Source organism: Chitinophaga rhizosphaerae (assembly GCF_003958645.1).
Taxonomy (GTDB): Bacteria; Bacteroidota; Bacteroidia; order Chitinophagales; family Chitinophagaceae; genus Chitinophaga; species Chitinophaga rhizosphaerae.
Genome location: NZ_RXLO01000012.1, coordinates 95,014 through 115,018, shown reverse-complemented (window position 1 = coordinate 115,018; position 20,005 = coordinate 95,014). Strand labels below are relative to the sequence as shown.

Annotated in this window: 16 protein-coding genes and 1 tRNA gene; 11 read left to right on the top strand and 6 right to left on the bottom strand. The window is 53.8% G+C overall.

Annotation, left to right across the window (positions count from 1 at the left end; all coding sequences use genetic code 11):
* Positions 1-142: 142 nt before the first annotated feature.
* The 4 genes from EJ361_RS22525 to EJ361_RS22510 all read right to left on the bottom strand — a co-directional run bounded on the left by EJ361_RS22525 (position 143) and on the right by EJ361_RS22510 (position 5,601).
* Positions 143-1,033 carry a M20/M25/M40 family metallo-hydrolase gene (locus EJ361_RS22525; RefSeq protein ID WP_126248600.1) on the bottom strand — a complete coding sequence of 297 codons (891 nt, stop codon included), beginning with the start codon at positions 1,031-1,033 and terminating at the stop codon, positions 143-145.
* A 112-nt stretch (positions 1,034-1,145) separates the two neighbouring features.
* Entirely contained in the window at positions 1,146-3,272 is a 2,127-nt protein-coding gene (feoB, locus tag EJ361_RS22520) for a ferrous iron transport protein B (RefSeq protein WP_126248598.1), read from the bottom strand.
* 176 nt (positions 3,273-3,448) lie between these two features.
* Positions 3,449-5,224, bottom strand: a complete 1,776-nt coding sequence (locus tag EJ361_RS22515) for a PspC domain-containing protein (RefSeq protein WP_126248596.1) — start codon at positions 5,222-5,224, stop codon at positions 3,449-3,451.
* Between the two features lie 35 nt (positions 5,225-5,259).
* Entirely contained in the window at positions 5,260-5,601 is a 342-nt protein-coding gene (locus EJ361_RS22510) for a PadR family transcriptional regulator (protein ID WP_126248594.1), read from the bottom strand.
* 364 nt (positions 5,602-5,965) lie between these two features.
* Between EJ361_RS22510 and EJ361_RS22505 the strand changes: the two genes are divergently transcribed.
* From EJ361_RS22505 to EJ361_RS22495, 3 genes are all read left to right on the top strand, one after another.
* Entirely contained in the window at positions 5,966-6,265 is a 300-nt protein-coding gene (locus tag EJ361_RS22505; protein WP_126248592.1) for a hypothetical protein, read from the top strand.
* A gap of 256 nt (positions 6,266-6,521) precedes the next feature.
* Complete coding sequence (locus EJ361_RS22500; RefSeq protein WP_126248590.1) at positions 6,522-8,168, top strand: SulP family inorganic anion transporter; 1,647 nt, start codon at positions 6,522-6,524, stop codon at positions 8,166-8,168.
* A 14-nt stretch (positions 8,169-8,182) separates the two neighbouring features.
* Entirely contained in the window at positions 8,183-8,854 is a 672-nt protein-coding gene (locus tag EJ361_RS22495; protein ID WP_126248588.1) for a carbonic anhydrase family protein, read from the top strand.
* A gap of 67 nt (positions 8,855-8,921) precedes the next feature.
* On the opposite strand, the gene EJ361_RS22490 is transcribed toward EJ361_RS22495, so the two are convergent.
* The gene (locus EJ361_RS22490) at positions 8,922-10,013 is read right to left on the bottom strand and encodes a mannose-1-phosphate guanylyltransferase (RefSeq protein ID WP_126248586.1); all 1,092 of its coding nucleotides are present in this window, start codon (positions 10,011-10,013) and stop codon (positions 8,922-8,924) included.
* A 3-nt stretch (positions 10,014-10,016) separates the two neighbouring features.
* Positions 10,017-10,991: a KpsF/GutQ family sugar-phosphate isomerase gene (locus tag EJ361_RS22485; protein WP_126248584.1), complete on the bottom strand. Its 975-nt coding sequence runs from the start codon at positions 10,989-10,991 to the stop codon at positions 10,017-10,019.
* Positions 10,992-11,167: 176 nt separating this feature from the next.
* Between EJ361_RS22485 and recQ the strand changes: the two genes are divergently transcribed.
* The 8 genes from recQ to EJ361_RS22445 all read left to right on the top strand — a co-directional run bounded on the left by recQ (position 11,168) and on the right by EJ361_RS22445 (position 20,002).
* The gene (gene recQ, locus EJ361_RS22480; protein ID WP_126248582.1) at positions 11,168-13,369 is read left to right on the top strand and encodes a DNA helicase RecQ; all 2,202 of its coding nucleotides are present in this window, start codon (positions 11,168-11,170) and stop codon (positions 13,367-13,369) included.
* Positions 13,359-14,126, top strand: a complete 768-nt coding sequence (locus EJ361_RS22475) for a DUF3050 domain-containing protein (protein ID WP_126248580.1) — start codon at positions 13,359-13,361, stop codon at positions 14,124-14,126. Before recQ ends, EJ361_RS22475 begins: the two co-directional genes overlap by 11 nt.
* A 69-nt stretch (positions 14,127-14,195) precedes the next feature.
* A tRNA-Phe gene (locus tag EJ361_RS22470) sits at positions 14,196-14,268 on the top strand.
* A 279-nt stretch (positions 14,269-14,547) separates the two neighbouring features.
* The gene (locus tag EJ361_RS22465; protein WP_126248578.1) at positions 14,548-15,915 is read left to right on the top strand and encodes a hypothetical protein; all 1,368 of its coding nucleotides are present in this window, start codon (positions 14,548-14,550) and stop codon (positions 15,913-15,915) included.
* A 19-nt stretch (positions 15,916-15,934) separates the two neighbouring features.
* Positions 15,935-16,828, top strand: coding sequence for a serine hydrolase (locus tag EJ361_RS22460; RefSeq protein WP_164714380.1), 894 nt, complete (start codon positions 15,935-15,937; stop codon positions 16,826-16,828).
* A 12-nt stretch (positions 16,829-16,840) separates the two neighbouring features.
* Positions 16,841-17,593, top strand: coding sequence for a hypothetical protein (locus EJ361_RS22455; protein ID WP_126248574.1), 753 nt, complete (start codon positions 16,841-16,843; stop codon positions 17,591-17,593).
* A gap of 161 nt (positions 17,594-17,754) precedes the next feature.
* A complete protein-coding gene (locus EJ361_RS22450; RefSeq protein ID WP_126248572.1) occupies positions 17,755-18,615 on the top strand; it encodes a ThuA domain-containing protein in 861 nt (286 codons plus the stop codon).
* 10 nt (positions 18,616-18,625) lie between these two features.
* Complete coding sequence (locus EJ361_RS22445; protein ID WP_126248570.1) at positions 18,626-20,002, top strand: putative oxidoreductase C-terminal domain-containing protein; 1,377 nt, start codon at positions 18,626-18,628, stop codon at positions 20,000-20,002.
* The last annotated feature ends 3 nt before the right edge of the window (positions 20,003-20,005 follow it).

Sequence of the window (20,005 nt, the reverse complement as noted above, 5' to 3'; positions counted from 1 at the left end):
AAGTAATGGACTCCTTCCCCTTTTCTATCGAAACAACTGTTAACTCTTTTTGACGAATACTGTATTTAATGCGTTTGTCCATAAAAATGCCCCCCTAAAGTGTCCAACTTTTGGGGGGCATTACAATGAGGCGCCTTTTTCTTTATTGCTGGTCGATTAGTTTAAGGACATCGAGTATCGTATTGGCCGCCTGGTAAAAAAACGACGGCTGGATGCGGGAGAATTCGTCGCTGACCTTGTGGTAATCTTCATGATCTTCCACCCCAAAATAAATGAACGGCACCTGCTGTGCGTGAAACGCGCCCTGGTCGCTCTGGTTCGTCCAGTTCTGGCTGCCTTCGCCGGGCTGGTCGTGCCCCGTGAGCAGTTTGATCTTCGATTTGGCGGCGGCTGCGGTTATGGCGGGTTTGAGGTGTGGGTTCTGAAACGTTCCGCAGGCGTATAATTCATTTTTACCATTGCGGCTTACCATATCGAGATTGATATTGGCTTTGATTTTTTTCAGCGGAACCGGCGGGCGCGACACGAAATCCCTCGCGCCGCGGAGCCCCATTTCCTCCCCGTCGAACGCCGCGAAAATAAGGGTATGGCGCGGCGGATGTTTCGCGAACCAGGCCGCAAAGCCCAGGATGGCCGCTACGCCCGACGCATTATCGTCCGCCCCGTTGAATATACTGTCTGCCCCGTTGCCAGGCCCCACGCCTACGTGGTCGTAATGTGCGGATATGACGATCACGCTGTCGGTTTTCCCGGGTATGTACCCAAAGAGGTTGGTGCCCATGATGCGCCTGTCGCCGCTCGTGAAATAGAACGGTTGCTCGTAAGTGCCTTCCCAGGGCTGGATACCTGCTTTCCTGAAACGTTCGAGGAGGTAAAACTGCGCCATCCGGTTGCCTTTGGAGCCCGTCTGGCGGCCCATGAACTTGTCGGCGCTAAGGGTTTCCACGTCTTTCAGCAACAGAACGGAATCCACCTGTGCCATGGCAGTCGGGGCCAATGCTGCGCAGCAGATCAGGGTCAGGAGTGTCTTCATCTGGTTCGTATTTACTCAAATGTAGGGAATAACGGCAGCTAAATCCGCGCAGTTAGCGCAAAAAAGCCGGCAACCCGAAAAGGCGCCGGCTTTGGTATGTTCGAATGCGTTGTTATTGGAAAAGATGGAACACGCCCCAGCTGCAAACATAGGCGAGGAGGGTCATGTACACGAATTGGATGACGGGGTATTTCCAGCTTTTGGTTTCGCGCTTCACAATGGCGAGCGTGCTCATGCACTGCATGGCGAAGGCGTAGAAGATCATGAGCGAAAGCCCCGTGGCCAGGGTGTACACGGGCCGCCCGTCAGACCATTTGGCCATGGCCATTTTCTCCCGCAGCGTAGCATCGCTGTCTTCGGTATCGCCTACACTGTACAGCGTGGCCATCGTACCTACGAACACTTCGCGCGCGGCGAAGGATGTAATCAGCGCGATGCCTATTTTCCAGTCGTACCCCAGCGGTTTCACCACCGGTTCAATAGCGTGACCGAGAATGCCGGCGTAGCTGTTGGCGAGTTTGGCGGAAGAAAAGTCGCGGTTCAGTTGTTCGATGGCGGCACTGTCTGCCGTAGCGGCGATCTGCGCTTCGTATTCCCTGTGAACGGCGTCCATTTTCCCTGACGGACCGTAAGACGCCAGCGCCCACAATATTACAGAGATCACCATGATCACTTTACCAGCGTCGGTGACGAATATTTTCGCTTTCTCGATCATGGTGGTGCCCACGTTTTTCCAGCGGGGGGCGCGGTACACGGGGAGCTCCATGATGAAGTAGCTTTTCTCTTTAATCCTGATGAAAAGCTTCATGACGGCGGCTACGAGGAACGCCATCACGAACCCGAGCAGGTACAGCACCATCATGGCGAGGCCCTGGAGGTTGAAGATGCCGAGCACGGGTACGTTGGGGATGACGAGGGCGATCATGATCGTATAAATGGGCAACCTGGCCGAGCAGCTCATGAGCGGGGTGATCATGATGGTGATCAGGCGCTCTTTGCGGTTCTCGATGTTGCGCGCGGCCATGATGGCGGGAACGGCGCAGGCCACGCCGGAAATGAGGGGCATGACGGATTTGCCGTTCAGCCCCACCTGGCGCATGAGCCGGTCTGTGAGGAAGCTGATGCGGGCCATGTAGCCGGTATCTTCGAGGATGGTGATCAACCCGAAAAGTATCGCGATCTGCGGAATGAACACCGCGATGCCGCCAAGGCCGGCCACGATGCCGTTCACGAGCAGGTCTGTCCAGTTATTGTCTGGCAGCACGCCTGTCAGCCATCCGCCCAGGGAGCCGAAGCCGGCCTCGATGAGGTCCATGGGGTAGGAGGCGAGCCAGAAAATGCTTTGGAAAAGGAGGAACAGCACGCCCAGCAGGATAAGGTATCCCCAAACGCGGTGCAGGAGGATGTTGTCGATCCTTTCCGTCTGGAGTTGCTGCTGGAGGGGGTCGGTTTCCACCACCGTGATGTTCATGATATGTTTGATGCGGGCGTATCGCTGCATGATCTCTTCTGCCTGCACTTTCGTTTTGTTGAAGTTTTGCGCTTTCAGCAATTCGCGCAAACCGTGTTGTTGGGTTTCGGTGATGAAAGCCAGCTCTTCATGATTGGCAGCTACGTGCAGCGCCGCGTAGTCGCTGGAAACGGGGAAAATCTGCTTCACCCCGTCTATCACCGCCGGGGCGAGCAAACGGTTCTCGATGAATTCCCGGGCGGGGACAACGAATTTCTCCTGCGCCACGAGCTCTATATTCTTTTTCAGGGGCTGCATGCCCTTGTTCTTACGCGGGTTGATGGCTACCACAGGCACGCCGAGCTCGCGTTCCAGCCCTGCCAGGTCGATCTCGATGCCTTTTTTCTTGGCGATGTCCATCATGGTGAGCCCGATGATCACGGGCATTTTGAGGTCGATGATCTGGGAGCAGAAAAGCAGGTTGCGCTTGAGGTTAGACGCGTCGGCGATGATAATGACCATATCCGGGCGGTCTTCGCTGCCGGGCTGGAGGAGCACGTCGTACGTCACGTATTCGTCCGCGCTTTTGGGGTACAGGGAGTAAGTACCGGGGAGGTCGATGATGTTCGCCTCCAGCGTCGGCGAAATGCGGGCGCTGCCGGTTTTTTTGTCGACGGTAACGCCGGGGAAGTTGCCTACTTTCTGGTTTAATCCTGTCAGCGCGTTAAAGAGCGAGCTTTTGCCGCTGTTCGGGTTGCCGACCAGCGCAATGTTGATGGGTGCCTTCATCCTTATCTGATCCTCCGGTTTTTTGAATATGCAAAACTAGCGATTAAATAGGGAGGGAAATGATCGGATCGGGAAAAATAGGACAGGCGGCGCTTTCCGAAAAAGAAAAAACCGCGGTAAACACCGCGGTCTCTCAGGTTTTAGAAACTAAACTTATTGTGACGAATTGCTATATCTTATGCGATGGGTTTCGGGAGGCTGAACAGGAAACCGACGAACCGGTTTGCCGCGGTGGTTTTGGCGGGCTGAACGGAATCCGTTTTCCTTTCGGGCTGCGGATTTTCGCGGTCGGGGCCCTGGTAGCGGTAGTTGCGGTCGAGGGAGTCGCGGAACTGTTGGTCGGAACCCGGAGCCGGCGGTATTTCTCTTCTTTCCCAATCACCGTTCTCATTCATTTTCAGCTCCATACGGTCGTCGCGGTCCCAATCGTGCCCTTCGTCCCACCAGCGGCCGCTGCGGTAGCCGTCGAACCCGTAATGGTCGCGTGCTTTGCGGTCAACGATCAGTTCTTTGCCTGCGGGTACGTAAACCGTCAGGTACACGCGCTGGTCGCGGAACTTGGAATCCCTGGGGAAGGAGAACCCGCTGGGGAGCAGGAGCACGGAGTCTCGCTGAACGATCTGGAGGCTGATCTCACGGGCCAGCTCGCGCGCTTCGGCGCTGCTGCGGCCGCGGGAGCTCTTTTTGATCTCGACGGAAAACTGGTCGTTCGGGCTTTTCTCCATATGGATGCGGATGTTGTCGCAGATCACCGTGTCTTCCGAAATGTGCAGGTCGTCGAAAATATTATGTTCTTCGATTTCCAGCAGGTCGTCGTTCCGGGAGATGATGAGCCGTCCGCCGGAAGGCTGCTGAATCGGTATGGGTTCGCGGATACCGTTGACGGTGGTGAAGTCGCGGGAAACGGACACGGCGAGCGAGATGGAAAGCACGATACCGAGGATCCAGAAAAACCCGAGCGTCATGCCGGCGTATTTGTTGGTCATCCTGCTGCCGGTGATTTTACGCACGAGGAAGAGGATGAGCCCCAGCACGGGGATCCCGAACAGCAGGGCAACGGCCGGCCAGAAGAGCGCCTGTTGCGTTCCCGCTGCCAGAACGAGGTCTTTGATCTGCAGGAGGACCGGAGAAACGGTGGCAGCGGCGATCAGGCCCACTACCAACACGAAGAGCAGTACGAAGCCGAAGAAGAGGAAAAACCCTTTGGCGATCCAGGCGATGGCGTTACCCAGCCCCCGGAAGAACGACTCTATCGCAGAACCGGCATCTCTACCGAACTGTTTCCCGCGGCCCGTAGAAAAATTTCGCACATCGTCCCCCATTCTTTCCATGCGGGCGCGGATCTGGCTCATTTCTTCCTGAACGGTCGCTTTAATATTATTTACGTCTACACGCTCCCCCCGCATTTCCAGTTTTTCGGCTGCGGAAGCGGCTTCCGGCGTAGCAAACCAGAGGATGAGGTATACGAGGATGCCGCCACCCCAGAAGAGGGCTGTGATGACGAAGAGGATGCGCATGATCACGGGGTCGATGCGGAAGTAAGCTGCCAGGCCGGAGCAAACGCCGCCGATCACCTTGTGGTCGGTATCGCGGTAGAAGCGTTTACGGGGGCGGATATACGGCTCGAACGCCTGTTGCTGGCCTTGCTGTTGTGATTGGGAAGAAGAAGCGTTGCCGTTGGCAGGCTGCTCGTCGCCGAATTGCTCCGGCGTACCCATGGAAGCCTTGATCTCGATCACGTCTTCGTCGGTAATGCAATGCGCGCCTTTGCGGATTTTATCCTGGAACACTTCGGCGATGCGGCTTTCGATATCGCTCACGATCTCGTCTGCTCCCTCTTCCTGCGAGAAATATCGCTTGAGGCTGTCCAGGTACTGCCTGAGCAGCTCGTAGGCCGAGTCCTCGATGGGAATCAGGCGGCTGGAGAGGTTTATGTTGATAATCTTTTTCATCTCTGAATCTTGGTTTTTAGGTTTTGGATGGGTATTTACTGGTTTGATTCCGGTTGCTGGGTGAGCTGGTGAACGGCGTTGGCCAGTTCGTTCCAGGTGGCCTCCAGGACTTTATAAAAGGATTCGCCTTTTTCGGTCATGGAGAAATATTTGCGCGGGGGGCCGGAGCTGCTTTCCACCCAGCGGTAGGTGAGGAATTCCGCGTTCTTGAGGCGTGTCAGAAGCGGATATAAAGTCCCTTCCAGGATATCCAGCTTCGCTTCTTTCATTTTTTCGATAATGTCTGAAGGATAAGCCTCGCCTTGCTTGATGATGGACAGGATGCAGAACTCGAGCACCCCTTTTCTCATCTGTGATTGTGTGTTATCTATGTTCATGGCAAGTGAGCTTTTGATTTAGCGCTGATACTTTCAGCTTGACGATTCAAAGATACAAACAATTTACTACTATGCAATACACAATACCCTTTAATGCAAAATAACTGGCGAAGAACATTACCGGACTTTTCGTATAACTAACTGATTTAGTTTGACATATTGATAAAAATGGGGCGGGGGATGGGAAAACGGAAAATGATGAACGGTAAATGGGCGGGATGGGCTATATGGCTATTATTAAACCGTAAGTTGCAGATTTATAGCTGCTTACCGGTTATTTAACATTTTTTTGACCCGGAAAAATAGAATTTATGGATTGGCGGGGTTACTTTTGCTCCACATTGAAGTGTGAAACTTGCAATTCATGAAAAAATTAATCAGTGTTTTCCTAATCAGCCTGATGTGTATCCAGGTGCTTCCTATCAAGGAAGTAGGGAAACTATTGTTTAATAATCAGATTGTAGAGGAACACGTGGAAGGGAGCTGCGGGTCTAAAGGCGGCGTGAAGCTGCTGGCCGATCTGAATTGCCATAAATATGGCGATGATGAACCATCGATGAACCCTGCATTGTTCCTTACTTCTTACACTTATCGTTTATTGGAAGACGTTCCTGCCGGTCCTGTGCAGGAGATCCAGACCCCTCCTCCGAACGTGCTCGCTTAATTGCCGTTCGCGCCACCCGGTCCGGGCATGGCGCATTTGACTTTTCATTTTTATTTCCTCTCCACGGAAGACGCATTGCAAAGCCATCCTGAGGCTGTTCGACGTTTCCGTTCATGTGCTGCTCCGCGGGCGGTGGATGTACGGTGGTGATCGGAACGGGCCCGGGGTTTTGGCGACCAACATTCCGGCATGGCTTTAATGACTGCAGCCCGGCCGGTGTGCGCGATGCCGTTGTTCCGTATAAAATCAACGCTACATGAGCAAGCAAATTCCTGCTACGTCCAATATCAAAGGCGACCTCTCTGCGGGGCTGGTGGTATTCCTGATCGCGGTGCCCCTTTGCCTCGGCATCGCCCTGGCTTCCGGCGCACCCCTGTTTTCCGGCCTCATCGCGGGCATCGTGGGCGGTATCGTCGTAGGTTTCTTTTCCGGCTCCAATCTGAGCGTCAGCGGCCCCGCCGCGGGCCTTACCGCTATCGTGCTCACCGCCATCGGCAAACTGGGCGCATTCGAATCTTTCCTCCTCGCCGTGGTACTGGCAGGCGCCATCCAGTTCCTGCTGGGGCTCATCCGCGCAGGGGTCATCGCCAACTATTTTCCGTCTAACGTTATTACCGGGATGCTCACCGCTATCGGTATCATCATCGTCTTAAAACAGATCCCCCATGCTTTCGGGTACGACGAGCATGCAGAAGGGGAACTTGCTTTCATCCAACACGATGGGGAGAATACTTTCACCTCCATCCTGAGCACCATTAATCATATACAGTTGGGGGCGGTGATCATCACCGCGATTTCCATCGCGATTCTGCTGTACTGGCAGAAAATCCCCAAACTGAAAGCCATCCCGGCCCCGCTTGTGGCCGTCCTCGCCGGTATCGGCCTCAACGCCCTGTTTATCGCCTCCGGCTCCACGCTGGCCCTTGAGCAAAGCCACCTGGTTTCGCTCCCCGTTGCCGCTTCCGCAAGCGAATTCGCCGGCCAGTTCACATTGCCCGACTTCAGCAAGATCCTCAATGCCGACGTTATCACCGTAGCGATCACCATCGCCGTGGTAGCTTCCATCGAGACCTTGCTGAACCTCGAGGCAACAGACAAGCTCGATCCGCTGAAACGCTACTCAGACCCCAACCGCGAGCTGCGCGCCCAGGGCCTCGGTAACATGATCAGCGGCCTCATCGGCGGCTTGCCCGTGACTTCGGTGATCGTTCGTTCTTCCGCCAACATCAACTCCGGCGGCCGTACCAAGATCTCCACCATTTCTCACGGCGTGCTGCTGCTGGTATGTGCGGCCCTCATCCCCACACTGCTCAACATGATCCCGCTGTCGACCCTCGCCGCCGTGCTGCTGGTAACCGGTTACAAGCTGTGCAAGCCCACCATCTTCAAGCAAATGTTCGCCAAAGGCAAATACCAGTGGATCCCCTTCGTGGTAACCGTGGTAACGATCGTGATGACAGACCTGCTCGTGGGCGTAGCCATCGGCCTGGGCGTAAGCGTACTGTTCCTCCTCTGGGGCAATATGAAAAGCCCGTATTTCTTCCGCAAGGAAAAATACCGCTCCGGCGATATGTTCGTGCTCGAGCTCACGCAGGAAGTTTCCTTCCTCAACAAAGCCAACATCCTGCTCACGCTGGATAAAATGCCCGACAAAAGCACCGTGATCATCGACGCCGCCAAAACGCTGTACATCGACCAGGATGTGCTCGACATTATCCGCGAATTCGCGCAAATCAAGGCGCCGCAAAAGCAGATCAAGGTAGTACTGCGCGGTTTTAAAGAGGCATATAAGGTGAATAATACCGACCATCTCTTCATGGACGGAGAGAAAGAACCGCAGGTGGTAGTTGCCCATTCACAAGGCACCCACAAGGAATTATTGAAAGAATTATCTGTTAACTAAAAAAGATCCGGAAAATGAGGACACACAATAAACTCTCCCAAAGCAATACTACGCCCGAAATGGCGCTGGAAATCCTGAAAGAAGGAAACGACCGCTTCGTGAACAACCTGCGCATCAACCGCAACCTGCTCGCGATGGTCAACGATACGAAAGAAGGACAGTGGCCGGTAGCCGCGATCGTGAGCTGTATGGACTCCCGCACTTCCGCCGAGCTGGTGTTCGACCAGGGCCTGGGCGATATCTTCAGCATCCGCCTCGCTGGCGCCGTTGTGTCTGACAACGTGCTAGGCAGCCTCGAATACGCCTGTAAAGTTGCAGGTTCCAAAATCATCGTAGTGCTGGGCCACACGCATTGCGGTGCCATCAAAGGCGCGTGCGACCATGTGGAAATGGGCAACCTTACCGGTTTGCTCGGCAAGATCCGCCCGGCCGTTTTCCAGGAGAAAACCATCACCGAAAACAGGAATTCAAAAAACCACGAATTCGTGGAAGCCGTTACGAATATCCACATCGACCGTTCGGTGCAAGCCATCCTGGAGCAAAGCATCATTCTCGCAGAGATGATCGATAATGGGGAAGTCGGCATTATCGGAGCCATGTATGATGTCGAAACAGGCATGGTTACTTTTCATGAACACACCAAGCGGATCGGCAAACCGCTGCAGGTTGTAGAAAAAACCGCCTGACCCTGAAAAGTCAAAAGCCGGAAGAGCAGTCGCTTCCGGCTTTTTTATGTCTTGACCCGACGTCTCTTTACATGAATTTGTCGCCCTTGTGACGCTTCACTTCGGCCACGTATTCCTTGATCTGCTGTTCGTTCTGTTTTTTGCAGATGAGCAGCACATCGTTCGTGTCGATCACGATCATATCATCGAGCCCCTGCAGCAGCACGAGCTTATCGTTCGGAGCTTTTACCATGCATTTGGTTGCGTCTATCACCATCACGTTCTTGCCCTGTACGGCGTTGCCGAGGTAGTCCTTATCCAGGTTTTCGTAAGCCGAGGCCCAGGTGCCGAGGTCGCTCCAGCCGAAGTTGGAGGGGATCACGTACACGTTGTCCGCTTTTTCCATGATACCGTAGTCGATGGAAATGTTGGTGCACTGGGTGTATATCCGTTCGATGGTTTCTTTTTCCCCGGCTGAATTGAGGCTGTCTTTGTTTTGCACGAAAAGTTCGTCCATTTCCGGCAGGTATTTGGCCAATGCCTGTAGGATGGATGCGGAGTTCCATACGAAAATGCCGGCGTTCCAGAGGAAGTCGCCGCTTTTCAGGAAGGTTTTGGCCAGTTCCAGGTTGGGTTTTTCGGTGAAGGTTTTAACCTTGTACACATTGTCTGCCACCTGCTCCGTTTCGTACTGGATGTACCCGTAGCCGGTGTCTGGCCGGGTGGGTTTGATGCCGAGGGTGAGCAGGGCATTGTTTTTCTGGGCGAACAGGAGGGCGTTGAGGCAAGTGCTGGTGAAAGACGTGGCGTCCATGATGAGATGGTCTGCCGGGGCGCAGATCATGCTGGCCTTGGGGTCTTTCTTGTGGATTTTGTGGGAAATATATGCCACACAGGGTGCGGTATTTTTCCGCGACGGTTCGCTCACGATGTTTGCGACCGGCAGGTTGGGCAATTGCTTGGCCACGGTGTCGGCGTAGTGATGGTGAGTTACTACGTAAATGTTTTCTTCGGGAATGAACTGCGCGAACCTTTCATAGGTCCATTGCAGGAGGGTCTTGCCTGTATTGAGGATATCCAGGAATTGTTTTGGATAATCCGTGCGGCTGTAGGGCCAAAAGCGGCTTCCGATTCCGCCGGCCATGATGGCCACATAAAAATGGTTGTTTAACGGTGTCATCTTTTAGATAATTCCTTCTCGGATTAAGTCGTGTAAATGTATAATTCCATGATACTGATCGCCTTTCATGACCAGCAATTGGGTGATATCATAAGTTCTCATCATATCCAGCGCATTGACGGCGAGCTCATCGGCGTCGATGGTTTTCGGGTGTGTGCTCATAATGTCTGCCGCGGTGGCGCCGGCGGCGTTCATATTCTTTTCGAGCATACGCCTGAGGTCGCCATCGGTGATGATGCCCCGGAGCTGGTTATTTTCATCCACAACGCCGGTGACGCCCAGCATTTTGGAGGAGATTTCCACGATCACTTCGCGCAGGTTGCTGCCGAGGCTTACCTTGGGCACCTGGTGCTGGCGGCTGAGGTCGCCAACCTTGAGGTAGAGCTTTTTGCCGAGGGTGCCGCCGGGGTGGAACCGGGCGAAATCTTCGGCGGTGAAGCCTTTCATCTCGATGAGGCAAACGGCGAGGGCGTCGCCCATCACCATTTGGGCCGTTGTGCTGGAAGTGGGGGCCAGGTTATTGGGGCATGCCTCCTGCGTAACATACGTATTCAGCACAAAATGTGCCGATTGCGCGAGGTAGGAATCCGCCTTGCCCACGATCGCCACGAGCACGTTGCCGAGGTTACGGACGAGGGGGACGAGGACCTTTATCTCGGGGGATTCCCCGCTTTTCGAAATAACCACCACCACATCGTCCGGGGTGATCATCCCCAGATCGCCATGGATGGCGTCTGCCGCATGCATGAACAAAGCCGGCGTTCCCGTGGAATTGAACGTGGCCACGATCTTCTGCGCAATAATGGCGCTTTTACCGATGCCAGTGATCACCACACGCCCGGTACAGGCCGCCATCAGCTCCACCACTCGCTCGAAATCCGCATTGATGTACTGTTCCAGGCTCCCGATCGCCGAAGATTCCAGCCTGATCGTCCTGATCCCTGTTTCCCGAATATTAACCGTTGTCTTCTGTTTCATGCGACAAACACAAATTTATCAATTTTTTACCCAAGCCCCGCGATCCTGTAAATTATATTGACACAACGGGGTTTTTTAAGTAATTTCGTGTCCCCCAAAATTATATATCAATAATATTTCATCTAAAGTCAGCGTTTTTTCGCTGCATTTACTCGGATCTAACTAAATTAAATGTGATGGCTGTTGCAAAGGTAAGTTTGTTGGATGCATTACACGAACATTTTGGGTTTGATTCTTTCAAAGGGAATCAGGAGAAAATTATTAAAAGCATACTTTCCGGAAAAGATACATTCGTGATCATGCCAACCGGCGGCGGCAAATCGCTTTGCTACCAACTGCCGGCCCTGATGAGCCCCGGAGTTGCGCTCATAGTAAGCCCGTTGATCGCGCTGATGAAAAACCAGGTAGACCTGGTCCGTTCCTACAGCAGTAAAGACAACGTGGCCCACTTCCTGAACTCCACCCTGACGAAAGCGCAAATCAAGAAAGTTCGTACCGACTTGCAGTCCGGCAAAACAAAAATGCTTTACGTAGCGCCCGAAACGCTCACGAAACAGGAAAATATCGACTTCTTCCGCGAACTGGAGATTTCCTTCATCGCCGTGGACGAGGCGCACTGTATCTCCGAATGGGGGCACGATTTCCGGCCGGAATACCGGCGGTTACGGGAAATGATCGAAATGATCAGTCCCAACCTGCCCATCATCGCCCTCACCGCCACGGCTACGCCCAAGGTGCAGAGCGATATCGTCAAAAACCTGGAGCTCCGCTCCCCCGAAATCTTTATCTCCTCCTTCAACCGCCCGAACCTCTATTACGAGATCCGCCCGAAGCGCAAAAAGGAGCAGACCATCAAGGAAATCGTCAAATTCATTCACCTGCATAAAGGCAAATCCGGCATCATCTACACCCTCAACCGTAAAACCACGGAAGAGCTCGCGGATATGCTCGTGGCCAACGGCATCAAAGCCGTAGCCTACCATGCCGGCCTCGACGCCACCACCCGCGCACAGCGGCAGGATATGTTCCTCCTCGAGGAATGTGAAGTGATCGTGGCCACCATCGCCTTCGGGATGGGGATCGACAAGCCCGACGTCCGCTTCGTTATCCACTACAACATCCCCAAATCGCTGGAAAACTATTACCAGGAAACCGGGCGCGCCGGGCGCGATGGCCTCGAAGGCAATTGTATTTGCTTCTATTCCTACCAGGATGTGCAGAAACTGGAGCACCTCATGCGCGACAAGCCCCTTTCCGAACGCGAAATGGGCGCACAGCTCATCAACGAAACCGTGGCTTACGCCGAAAGCGCCGTTTGCCGCCGCAAAGTGATCCTCCATTACTTCGGTGAGCAATACGACACGGAAGACTGCGGTAAATGCGACAACTGCCGCAACCCGAAAGAAAAGATCGAAGTCAAGAACCGCGTCGTGATCGCCCTCAAAGCCATTTCCTCCCTCGAAGAGCGGTTCGGCACCGATTACGTCGTGAATATCATCACCGGCAAAACCAATCCCCAGATCACCACTTTCCGGCACGATAAGCTGGACGTGTTCGGGGAAGGGAAGGAGTTCGACGCCCATTTCTGGAATTCGCTCCTCCGCCAGATGATGCTGGAAGGGCTCATCGAAAAAGATATCGAAGAATACGGGCTTTTGAAGATCACCGAGAAAGGCCGGAAATTCATGAAAAAGCCGTACCTCATCCACGTGGCCCTCAACCACCAGTTCGAAGAGGAAGCGGCCGAGGAAGAAGAGAACGCCGCCGCGGAACCGCAGCCTACCGCCGACCCCGTGCTGTTCGAAATGCTCAAAGACCTCCGCAAGAAGGTGGCGCGCGAAAAGAACCTGCCGCCGTTCGTCATCTTCCTCGAAACATCGCTCGAAGATATGGCCACCCAATTCCCCACCACCACCCAGGAACTGGAAAAGATCCAGGGCGTGAGCAAGGGAAAGGCCATCCGCTACGGCAAACAGTTCATCGACGTCATCGCCAAATTCGTGGAAGAGAACGATATCGTGAAGCCGGACGACTTCGTCCTGAAATCCGTCGTGAACAAGAGCGGGCTGAAGGTGTTCATCATACAGAACATCGACAAGAAAATGCCCCTTGAAACCATCGCCCGCAACAAGGAACTGTCGTATTCCCAACTGCTCGACGAAATGGAGACCATCGTGGCCAGCGGTACCAAGCTGAACCTCGATTACTGCATCGACGAAGAGCTGGACGATTACGCGCAAGACGAGATCCTGGAATATTTCAAAGGCTGCGAAACCTCGAGCCTGGCGCTGGCGAAGGAAGAACTGGAAGAAGGCAACTATTCGATCGAACAGTTGAAATTAATGCGTATCAAGTTTTTAGTGGTATATGGGAATTAATGAAGTAAAGAAAGATATCGCCGGCGTTCGCGGGCAGATCGTGGCACACCCGCTGTATGGACAGTTGCAGTCGATCGAAGATGTACGCAAGTTCATGGAGCACCATGTGTTTGCCGTGTGGGATTTCATGAGCCTGCTGAAAGGATTGCAGCGTGCGCTCACCTGCGTAACCACGCCCTGGGTGCCGGTGGGCTCTCCCGAAACGCGGTTCCTCATCAACGAAATCGTGACCGGAGAGGAAAGTGACGTAGACGTTACCGGCACCATGCACTGCAGCCATTTCGAGCTCTACATCCAGGCGATGGAGCAGGCGGGCGCCGATACGAAAAGGATCAATAGCCTGCTGGAAGGGATTCGCGCCGGGCAACCGCTGAGCGCTTTGCTGGAGGGTTTTCCGCCATCCGTAAAAGGATTCCTCGAGTTTACCTTTGAAGTGATCGCCACCGATAAACCGCACATCATGGCGGCCGTATTTACTTTCGGAAGAGAAGATCTTATTCCCGATATGTTCTACGCATTGGTGAAAGATCTGAACGAACAATTCCCCGGAAAATTCGACATTTTCATTTATTACCTCGAGCGCCATATCGAAGTAGACGGCGATCATCACAGCAAGCTCGCGGAAAAAATGGTAGAAGAATTATGTGGAAGCGATCCCGAGAAATGGGCGGAAAGCGCCGCCTATGCCGTGAAAGCACTGGAATGGAGAAATAAGTTGTGGAACGGGATCAATGCCAAAGCAGAAATTTTCGAGTAATTCTTTGGAATTTTCAGGAAATGTACTACTTTTGCATTCCCCTTCAGACAAAGGGTAACAAAAAAAGTTGGTGCGGTAGCTCAGTTGGTAGAGCAATGGACTGAAAATCCATGTGTCGCCGGTTCGATCCCGGCTCACACCACGGAAAAGAGATCATCGAAAGATGGTCTCTTTTTTTTCCTTTTTTTTTCTCCCCACAATTATTATTTTCATTATATGGCACCTGTGCCTCTTCGGAATTTTTTCACGGTTTGTTTTCCCCCGATTTTAATTTTTACGCCTCTTTCTGGTAATAGTTTTGACCTTCCTCATTTAATCCTGTGACTTTTTAAGGTGATCTGTGCCCGTTTGAACGAAGCATTCCGCAATGCAGCGATCCCGGACGGTCCCTTACGCATTTATCCACCGAAAAATGATTGTCATGTCTCGCCTGGAAATTGTCGCATTGCAAAAGGATGAAATATGGCCGGAAGGATTTGCCGCCCAAACGCAGCAGGTCGTAAAATCCATCATTACCTGGGAAACCTCGCACCAGCCAGCGTGGTACCCCATGCCGGGGCGAAGCCTTTTCTATCCCGATTGCCATACCGGCGCTTTGCTAAAGATCAAGGGCGCGGGGTTCTACAATCCCGAAACGATTTCCTTTTCCGGCATCAAAAGGGCCACGACGCCCGTTCCCTCGGGCTCGCACCCCATGCCGCCGCAGGAACGCGCTTTCAAAAGGAATATCGTGCATGTAGACCCAGCAGACCTCCCGCCTTTTCCCATGCAATCCGTTCAAAGCCATTCCGCCCCCATCGGCGGCATGACGTACCGTATTGCACAAAACGACCAGCGGATATTCAAGCGGCTGCAACAGAGCGGCCTACCCTCCAATACGCCCATCACTGCTTATCAATACGCCCATCTCCAGCTGGAAGGCGAATGCATGGGCGTAAGCGTGTCCCGCCTGCCGGAGGGCGCGCTGCAAACCACGCCCTTCGACCTGTTTATGCACTGGCATTTACCCGTTTCCGGTGACGACATTCCCGCATGGTGTAAACAATACTTGTCTGAAGAGGGTTTCTCCCTCGATAGGCCAGACCACCGCGTTGTGATCATATCCTCTCTGGCCCGCCATGCCGGCAAACTGCTGCGGCAATTCAGCACGTCCGCCCGACTGTACCGCTTTTCCGGCAGTCCCGATAACTGGAGCATGCGCAACGACCTATTGCACCCGCTTTTCTTCTCCGACGTAGACACGGCCGCCTTCCTGGACGATATCCTTCCGGGCCGGCATGGATGGGAGGTGCTCCGTAACCTGGTGTCTGCAATACATCAATGGATATACTTTTTCCTTCCCGCGGTTTCCTGGCCGGAAAGCGGTTACACCTTCCAGATGCTGCGGGGCGCCGATTTCATCAGAAATATGCTCGACGGCTTTTTCACCGAAGCCGATCCCGGCCGGCTAACCAACGCCGCCGATCACATCTGGCAACTGGCCGCAGAAGCGTACAATTCCGCAGTCGGCCGGCAACTTCCATTAAGGGGAGGAGAGGCCCAATTCCAGCTATTTCATCCCCGGCCGGCGTTTTATTTTGCCGTTATGCGTATCTTGAAAACACTCGTTGTTTCATCTGCCCTTCCAGCCGAATTTCCTTCGACGGATTTATCGGCGAAGGGGATCGACCTGTATACAGCCGCCAGCGCAGGCCATCCGTCACACGTGGCTTTTTATCCGGACCTGTCTGTCGAAGAAATGTTAAGCCAAATGAATCATTACGCATCACATGGAACAGTCGGCCATTGATCAGCTTATTCAAAATTATTTGCAGGATCGAACTGCGAACGTCGCGATCAATATCGCTGGCAGGGATGACACATTCCGGTACGAAAGCGAAAGAAAATTGCCTGCGGCCAGTTTCATCAAGCTGTTCATCCTGGGCGCCGCGGCCGACGCTTTACTGCAAAATCGATTGCAGGCCAGCACCCGCTTGGCTATCGGGTCGAAAGATATCGTTCAGGGTTCTGGAATCCTTAAATACACCAACGGCGGCCCGTCGTTTACCATCAGCGAACTTTTATGGCTCATGGCGGGTTGGTCCGACAACACCGCCACCAATAAAATCCTGGGCCTGCTGACCGTGGATGCGGTACAACGATTTATCGATGCGACCAGTGCAAAAAGCACGGCTATCCGCGTGCCCATGATGCCCTCCCCCGCAGAATCTGCAGCGGGTATCAACGAAACTTCCGCAGACGACGTTGCGTTGTTCTATCGGCTCGTTTCTACGGGGTTTCCTTCTCCCGTCCATCCCGGCGTCGCCGGCTTTTGCGCCAAAATACTGGCGGAAGCGACGCATACTTTCCGTTTAACCGATCTGCTGTTTTCACCGGTTCAGCGGAAAATCGCCCTGGGGGTGCTTTCCCGGAACGGCAGTGGATTCCGTTATTACCTCCGTGCCGCGCGATACGAAAGCAAGAAGCGGCTGAGCCTGTTGTTGGGGGATGAAAAAGTACTGGCGGAAAAATCGGCTTCCGGCAATACAGTATTCTATGACTCCTGCATGATCGAGCATGGCGGACACCCGTTGATCATGGCTACGATGATACAGCAGGAGGGCGCCCGGTTTTCCGACAGTACATCCGAAGACCATGCCCGAGCCCGGCAGTTCTTTTCGAATATAGGATTACTCGCTACGCAGATTTTTCCACGGCAATAAACATCCCTGAATATGGAATCGCTTGTAAACGGTATACTTGGAGGAGAGTTCCAACGGCATTTCTGGCCCGGTCTTTTTCTAAACATCCTTATCGTCATCGCCCTTTACCTCAATGGCATTGTTCCTGACATTTTCTCCGAAAGCCTGGTCACCTCCATCGCGATCGTTATCCCGGTTTCAGTGCTCACAGGAGTAGTGATGGATTTTCTCGGGCATATTTTCGTATTGACCAGCCTTCCCAGGAAAGAGGCGATGCAGCATTCCCGCCTTGCTCCCCTGATCACGGAACTGGCCAATGCCTCGATCCCACGCGCCGATATCAGGGAGAAAACGCCGGCGCCACCGTTGGATTTGATACCTGAACTGAGTTTTTACCTCACCAAAACCATCCACGACAATCCGTCCGCGCAGAAGAAGTTCGAAGAACAGTTCACCTACTTCGAATTCAACCGCAGTATAGCGTTGTTCTTTGTTCCGTTAGTCGTGTACCTGTTGTTCCGTTGGATTTGCGGATGGATGTTCGGTGAATCCTGGGCAGCCTCGGGCATTCCCATGATATTGTACATCGCCGTGCAACTAGTGGTTTTCCGCCTGGCCTGGATCGTTTTCCATACGGGAAACGGTAAACGGCTGTTCCGACTGGGAAGGTGGTATTTCAATCCCGTCTTTTTCAATTACGATATCATCACCAATATCCAGCTGGGCATGTTGCTCGATTATTTTCTGCGAAATAAAAATCCGGAAGCTTCACAAAAGCCAAGTTAACCTTCACACATTTGACGACTGCCGCTCGTCCCTCCTTCAAACGTTGTAAACGGGCTTTCCGGCGGTAAAAGGGTACTTCGGGTTGGAAAGCCCCGAACGGTTGCCTACTTTTAGGCAAAGGGGCATCGCCCTACGTCAATTCCACAGTCAATCAATCTCTTATGAATGTTAAGCGCTTCCCTGCCCGGGGGATTTTGTTGATAAGCTGCCTGTTCCTCCTCACTGCCTGCGCATCCCAACGCGCCCCGCAAGGCACCGTGAACTGGAAGCAAAAGAAAGTGCTCGTTTTCACCAAAAACGGGAAAGGATTCGTCCACGACAATATCCCCGAGGCGGCCGCCGCATTCAAAAAAATGGGCGCAGATCATGGCTTCGCCGTGGATGTGACCGACGATGCTTCCGTGTTCTCCGAATCCCGCCTCGCCCAATACGACGCACTCGTTTTTACCTCCACCAATAACGACGTGTTCGACACCGACGCCCAGAAAGTGGCGCTCATGCGGTACATTCAGTCGGGCGGCGGTTTCATGGGCGTGCATTCCGCCATCGGCACGGAACGGAAATGGGATTGGTTCAAACGGATGATCGGCGGCACCTTTGCCTGGCACGCCAAATACCAGCAGTTCCGTCTCGTGGCGGTAAACCCTTCTCATCCGTCGCTGAAAGACGTGCCGAAGGTTTGGGTCCGCGAAGACGAATGCTATTTCTCGAAGGAACTCTACGGTGGCATCCATCCCATCCTGGCCCACGATGTCAAAAGTTTACGCGACGTCAACGATACCGTGCTCACGAAAAACCAGGGCTCGTTCGGGAATTATTACCCCGCCGCCTGGTACCAGTACTTCGACGGCGGATTCGTTTGGTTCACTTCGCTCGGGCATCACAAGCGCGATTACACCGATCCCGTTTTCGTGAACCATCTTTACCAGGGGCTCCACTGGCTGGTCGGCCAAACCGCCCGGCGCAACCCGTCCAAGGCATACGCCACATCGCCCGAAACACCGGTCGATTATCAACGTTAATATGATCAACATGAAACAATACCGTTACAGTTACCTGCTGGGCGCCTCGCTGCTCATGGCAGCCTGCCAGCCCGGACAACCGAAAGAAGCGCAAGATATGGTTCACCTGATCACCCTCGCGCCCGGCCACTTCCACGCCGCGCTCGTGCAAAAAACCGCCACGCCGGGAATCGACAGCATCGTGCACGTCTATGCACCGAAAGGCCCCGAGCTGGAAGCCCACCTCAATCTCATCAAACAGTATAACGAACGGCCGGCCGACCCCACGCATTGGAAAGAAGACGTTTACACCGGGGCCGACTGGCTGGAAAAACTGAAATCCGAGCGCAAAGGTTCCGTTGTGGTGCTCGCCGGCAATAACCACGATAAAACCCGTTACATCGACGCGGCCGTTCAGGCAGGGATGCACGTGCTGGCAGATAAGCCCATGGCCATTACCGAAGCCGACTTCACATCGCTGCGGAAAAGCTTCGCCGATGCCGACGCCGCCAAAGTGCTGCTGTACGATATCATGACCGAACGTTCCGAGATCACGAACATCCTCCAGAAAGAACTGCTCCGCGATGCTTCCGTGTTCGGGGACATGCAGCCCGGCACCCCGGAAAAACCGGCCATCGAAATCGAAAGCATTCACCATTTCTATAAAATGGTATCTGGCAAGCCGCTCCGCCGGCCCACCTGGTTCTTCGACCCCTCGCAACAGGGCGATGCCCTCGTAGACGTGAACACCCATCTCGTGGACCTCACCCACTGGATGCTGTTCGACACTACCGCGCTCGACTATACGAAAGATATCCAGTTGAATAAAGCCGTGAAATGGAAAACGCCGCTGACGCTCGCGCAGTTCTCCACCATCACTGGCGCCGATGCATTCCCCGATTTTCTGCAGGCATACGTAAAAGATTCCGTGGCCGGCATCGCCGCAAATGGCACGGTGGACTATACCGTGAAAGGGTTCCACGTCCGCCTGTCGGCACTGTGGAATTTCGAAGCGCCTGCGGGCGGGGGCGATACGCATTTCGCCATTGCGCGGGGGAGCCGCAGTAACATCGTTATTCGCCAGGGCGCGGAAGAATCCTGGAAGCCCGAGCTGTTCGTAGAGCCCGTAGCCGCAGATACCGGGTTCGCCGCAACGCTGGACGCGGCCGTGAAGCGCCTTTCCGCGAAGTATCCCGGTATTTCCGTGGAAGCGCGGGGCAAGCAGTTCCACATCGCTATACCGCAGGAATTGAAAACCGGCCACGAAGCGCATTTTGCCGAAGTGCTCCAGCGCTATCTCGGTTTCCTCAAAGCCGGCGCCGTTCCCGCCTGGGAAGTGAAAAACATGATCGCAAAATATTACGTGACCACCGCCGGTCAGGCGATGGCCAAAGAGATCACCAAATAATGA

Coding starts and splice junctions, on each gene's coding strand:
- EJ361_RS22525 (WP_126248600.1), bottom strand. CDS start 1,033: ATGAAGACACTCCTGACCCTGATCTGCTGCGCAGCATTGGCCCCGACT.
- feoB (WP_126248598.1), bottom strand. CDS start 3,272: ATGAAGGCACCCATCAACATTGCGCTGGTCGGCAACCCGAACAGCGGC.
- EJ361_RS22515 (WP_126248596.1), bottom strand. CDS start 5,224: ATGAAAAAGATTATCAACATAAACCTCTCCAGCCGCCTGATTCCCATC.
- EJ361_RS22510 (WP_126248594.1), bottom strand. CDS start 5,601: ATGAACATAGATAACACACAATCACAGATGAGAAAAGGGGTGCTCGAG.
- EJ361_RS22505 (WP_126248592.1), top strand. CDS start 5,966: ATGAAAAAATTAATCAGTGTTTTCCTAATCAGCCTGATGTGTATCCAG.
- EJ361_RS22500 (WP_126248590.1), top strand. CDS start 6,522: ATGAGCAAGCAAATTCCTGCTACGTCCAATATCAAAGGCGACCTCTCT.
- EJ361_RS22495 (WP_126248588.1), top strand. CDS start 8,183: ATGAGGACACACAATAAACTCTCCCAAAGCAATACTACGCCCGAAATG.
- EJ361_RS22490 (WP_126248586.1), bottom strand. CDS start 10,013: ATGACACCGTTAAACAACCATTTTTATGTGGCCATCATGGCCGGCGGA.
- EJ361_RS22485 (WP_126248584.1), bottom strand. CDS start 10,991: ATGAAACAGAAGACAACGGTTAATATTCGGGAAACAGGGATCAGGACG.
- recQ (WP_126248582.1), top strand. CDS start 11,168: ATGGCTGTTGCAAAGGTAAGTTTGTTGGATGCATTACACGAACATTTT.
- EJ361_RS22475 (WP_126248580.1), top strand. CDS start 13,359: ATGGGAATTAATGAAGTAAAGAAAGATATCGCCGGCGTTCGCGGGCAG.
- EJ361_RS22465 (WP_126248578.1), top strand. CDS start 14,548: ATGTCTCGCCTGGAAATTGTCGCATTGCAAAAGGATGAAATATGGCCG.
- EJ361_RS22455 (WP_126248574.1), top strand. CDS start 16,841: ATGGAATCGCTTGTAAACGGTATACTTGGAGGAGAGTTCCAACGGCAT.
- EJ361_RS22450 (WP_126248572.1), top strand. CDS start 17,755: ATGAATGTTAAGCGCTTCCCTGCCCGGGGGATTTTGTTGATAAGCTGC.
- EJ361_RS22445 (WP_126248570.1), top strand. CDS start 18,626: ATGAAACAATACCGTTACAGTTACCTGCTGGGCGCCTCGCTGCTCATG.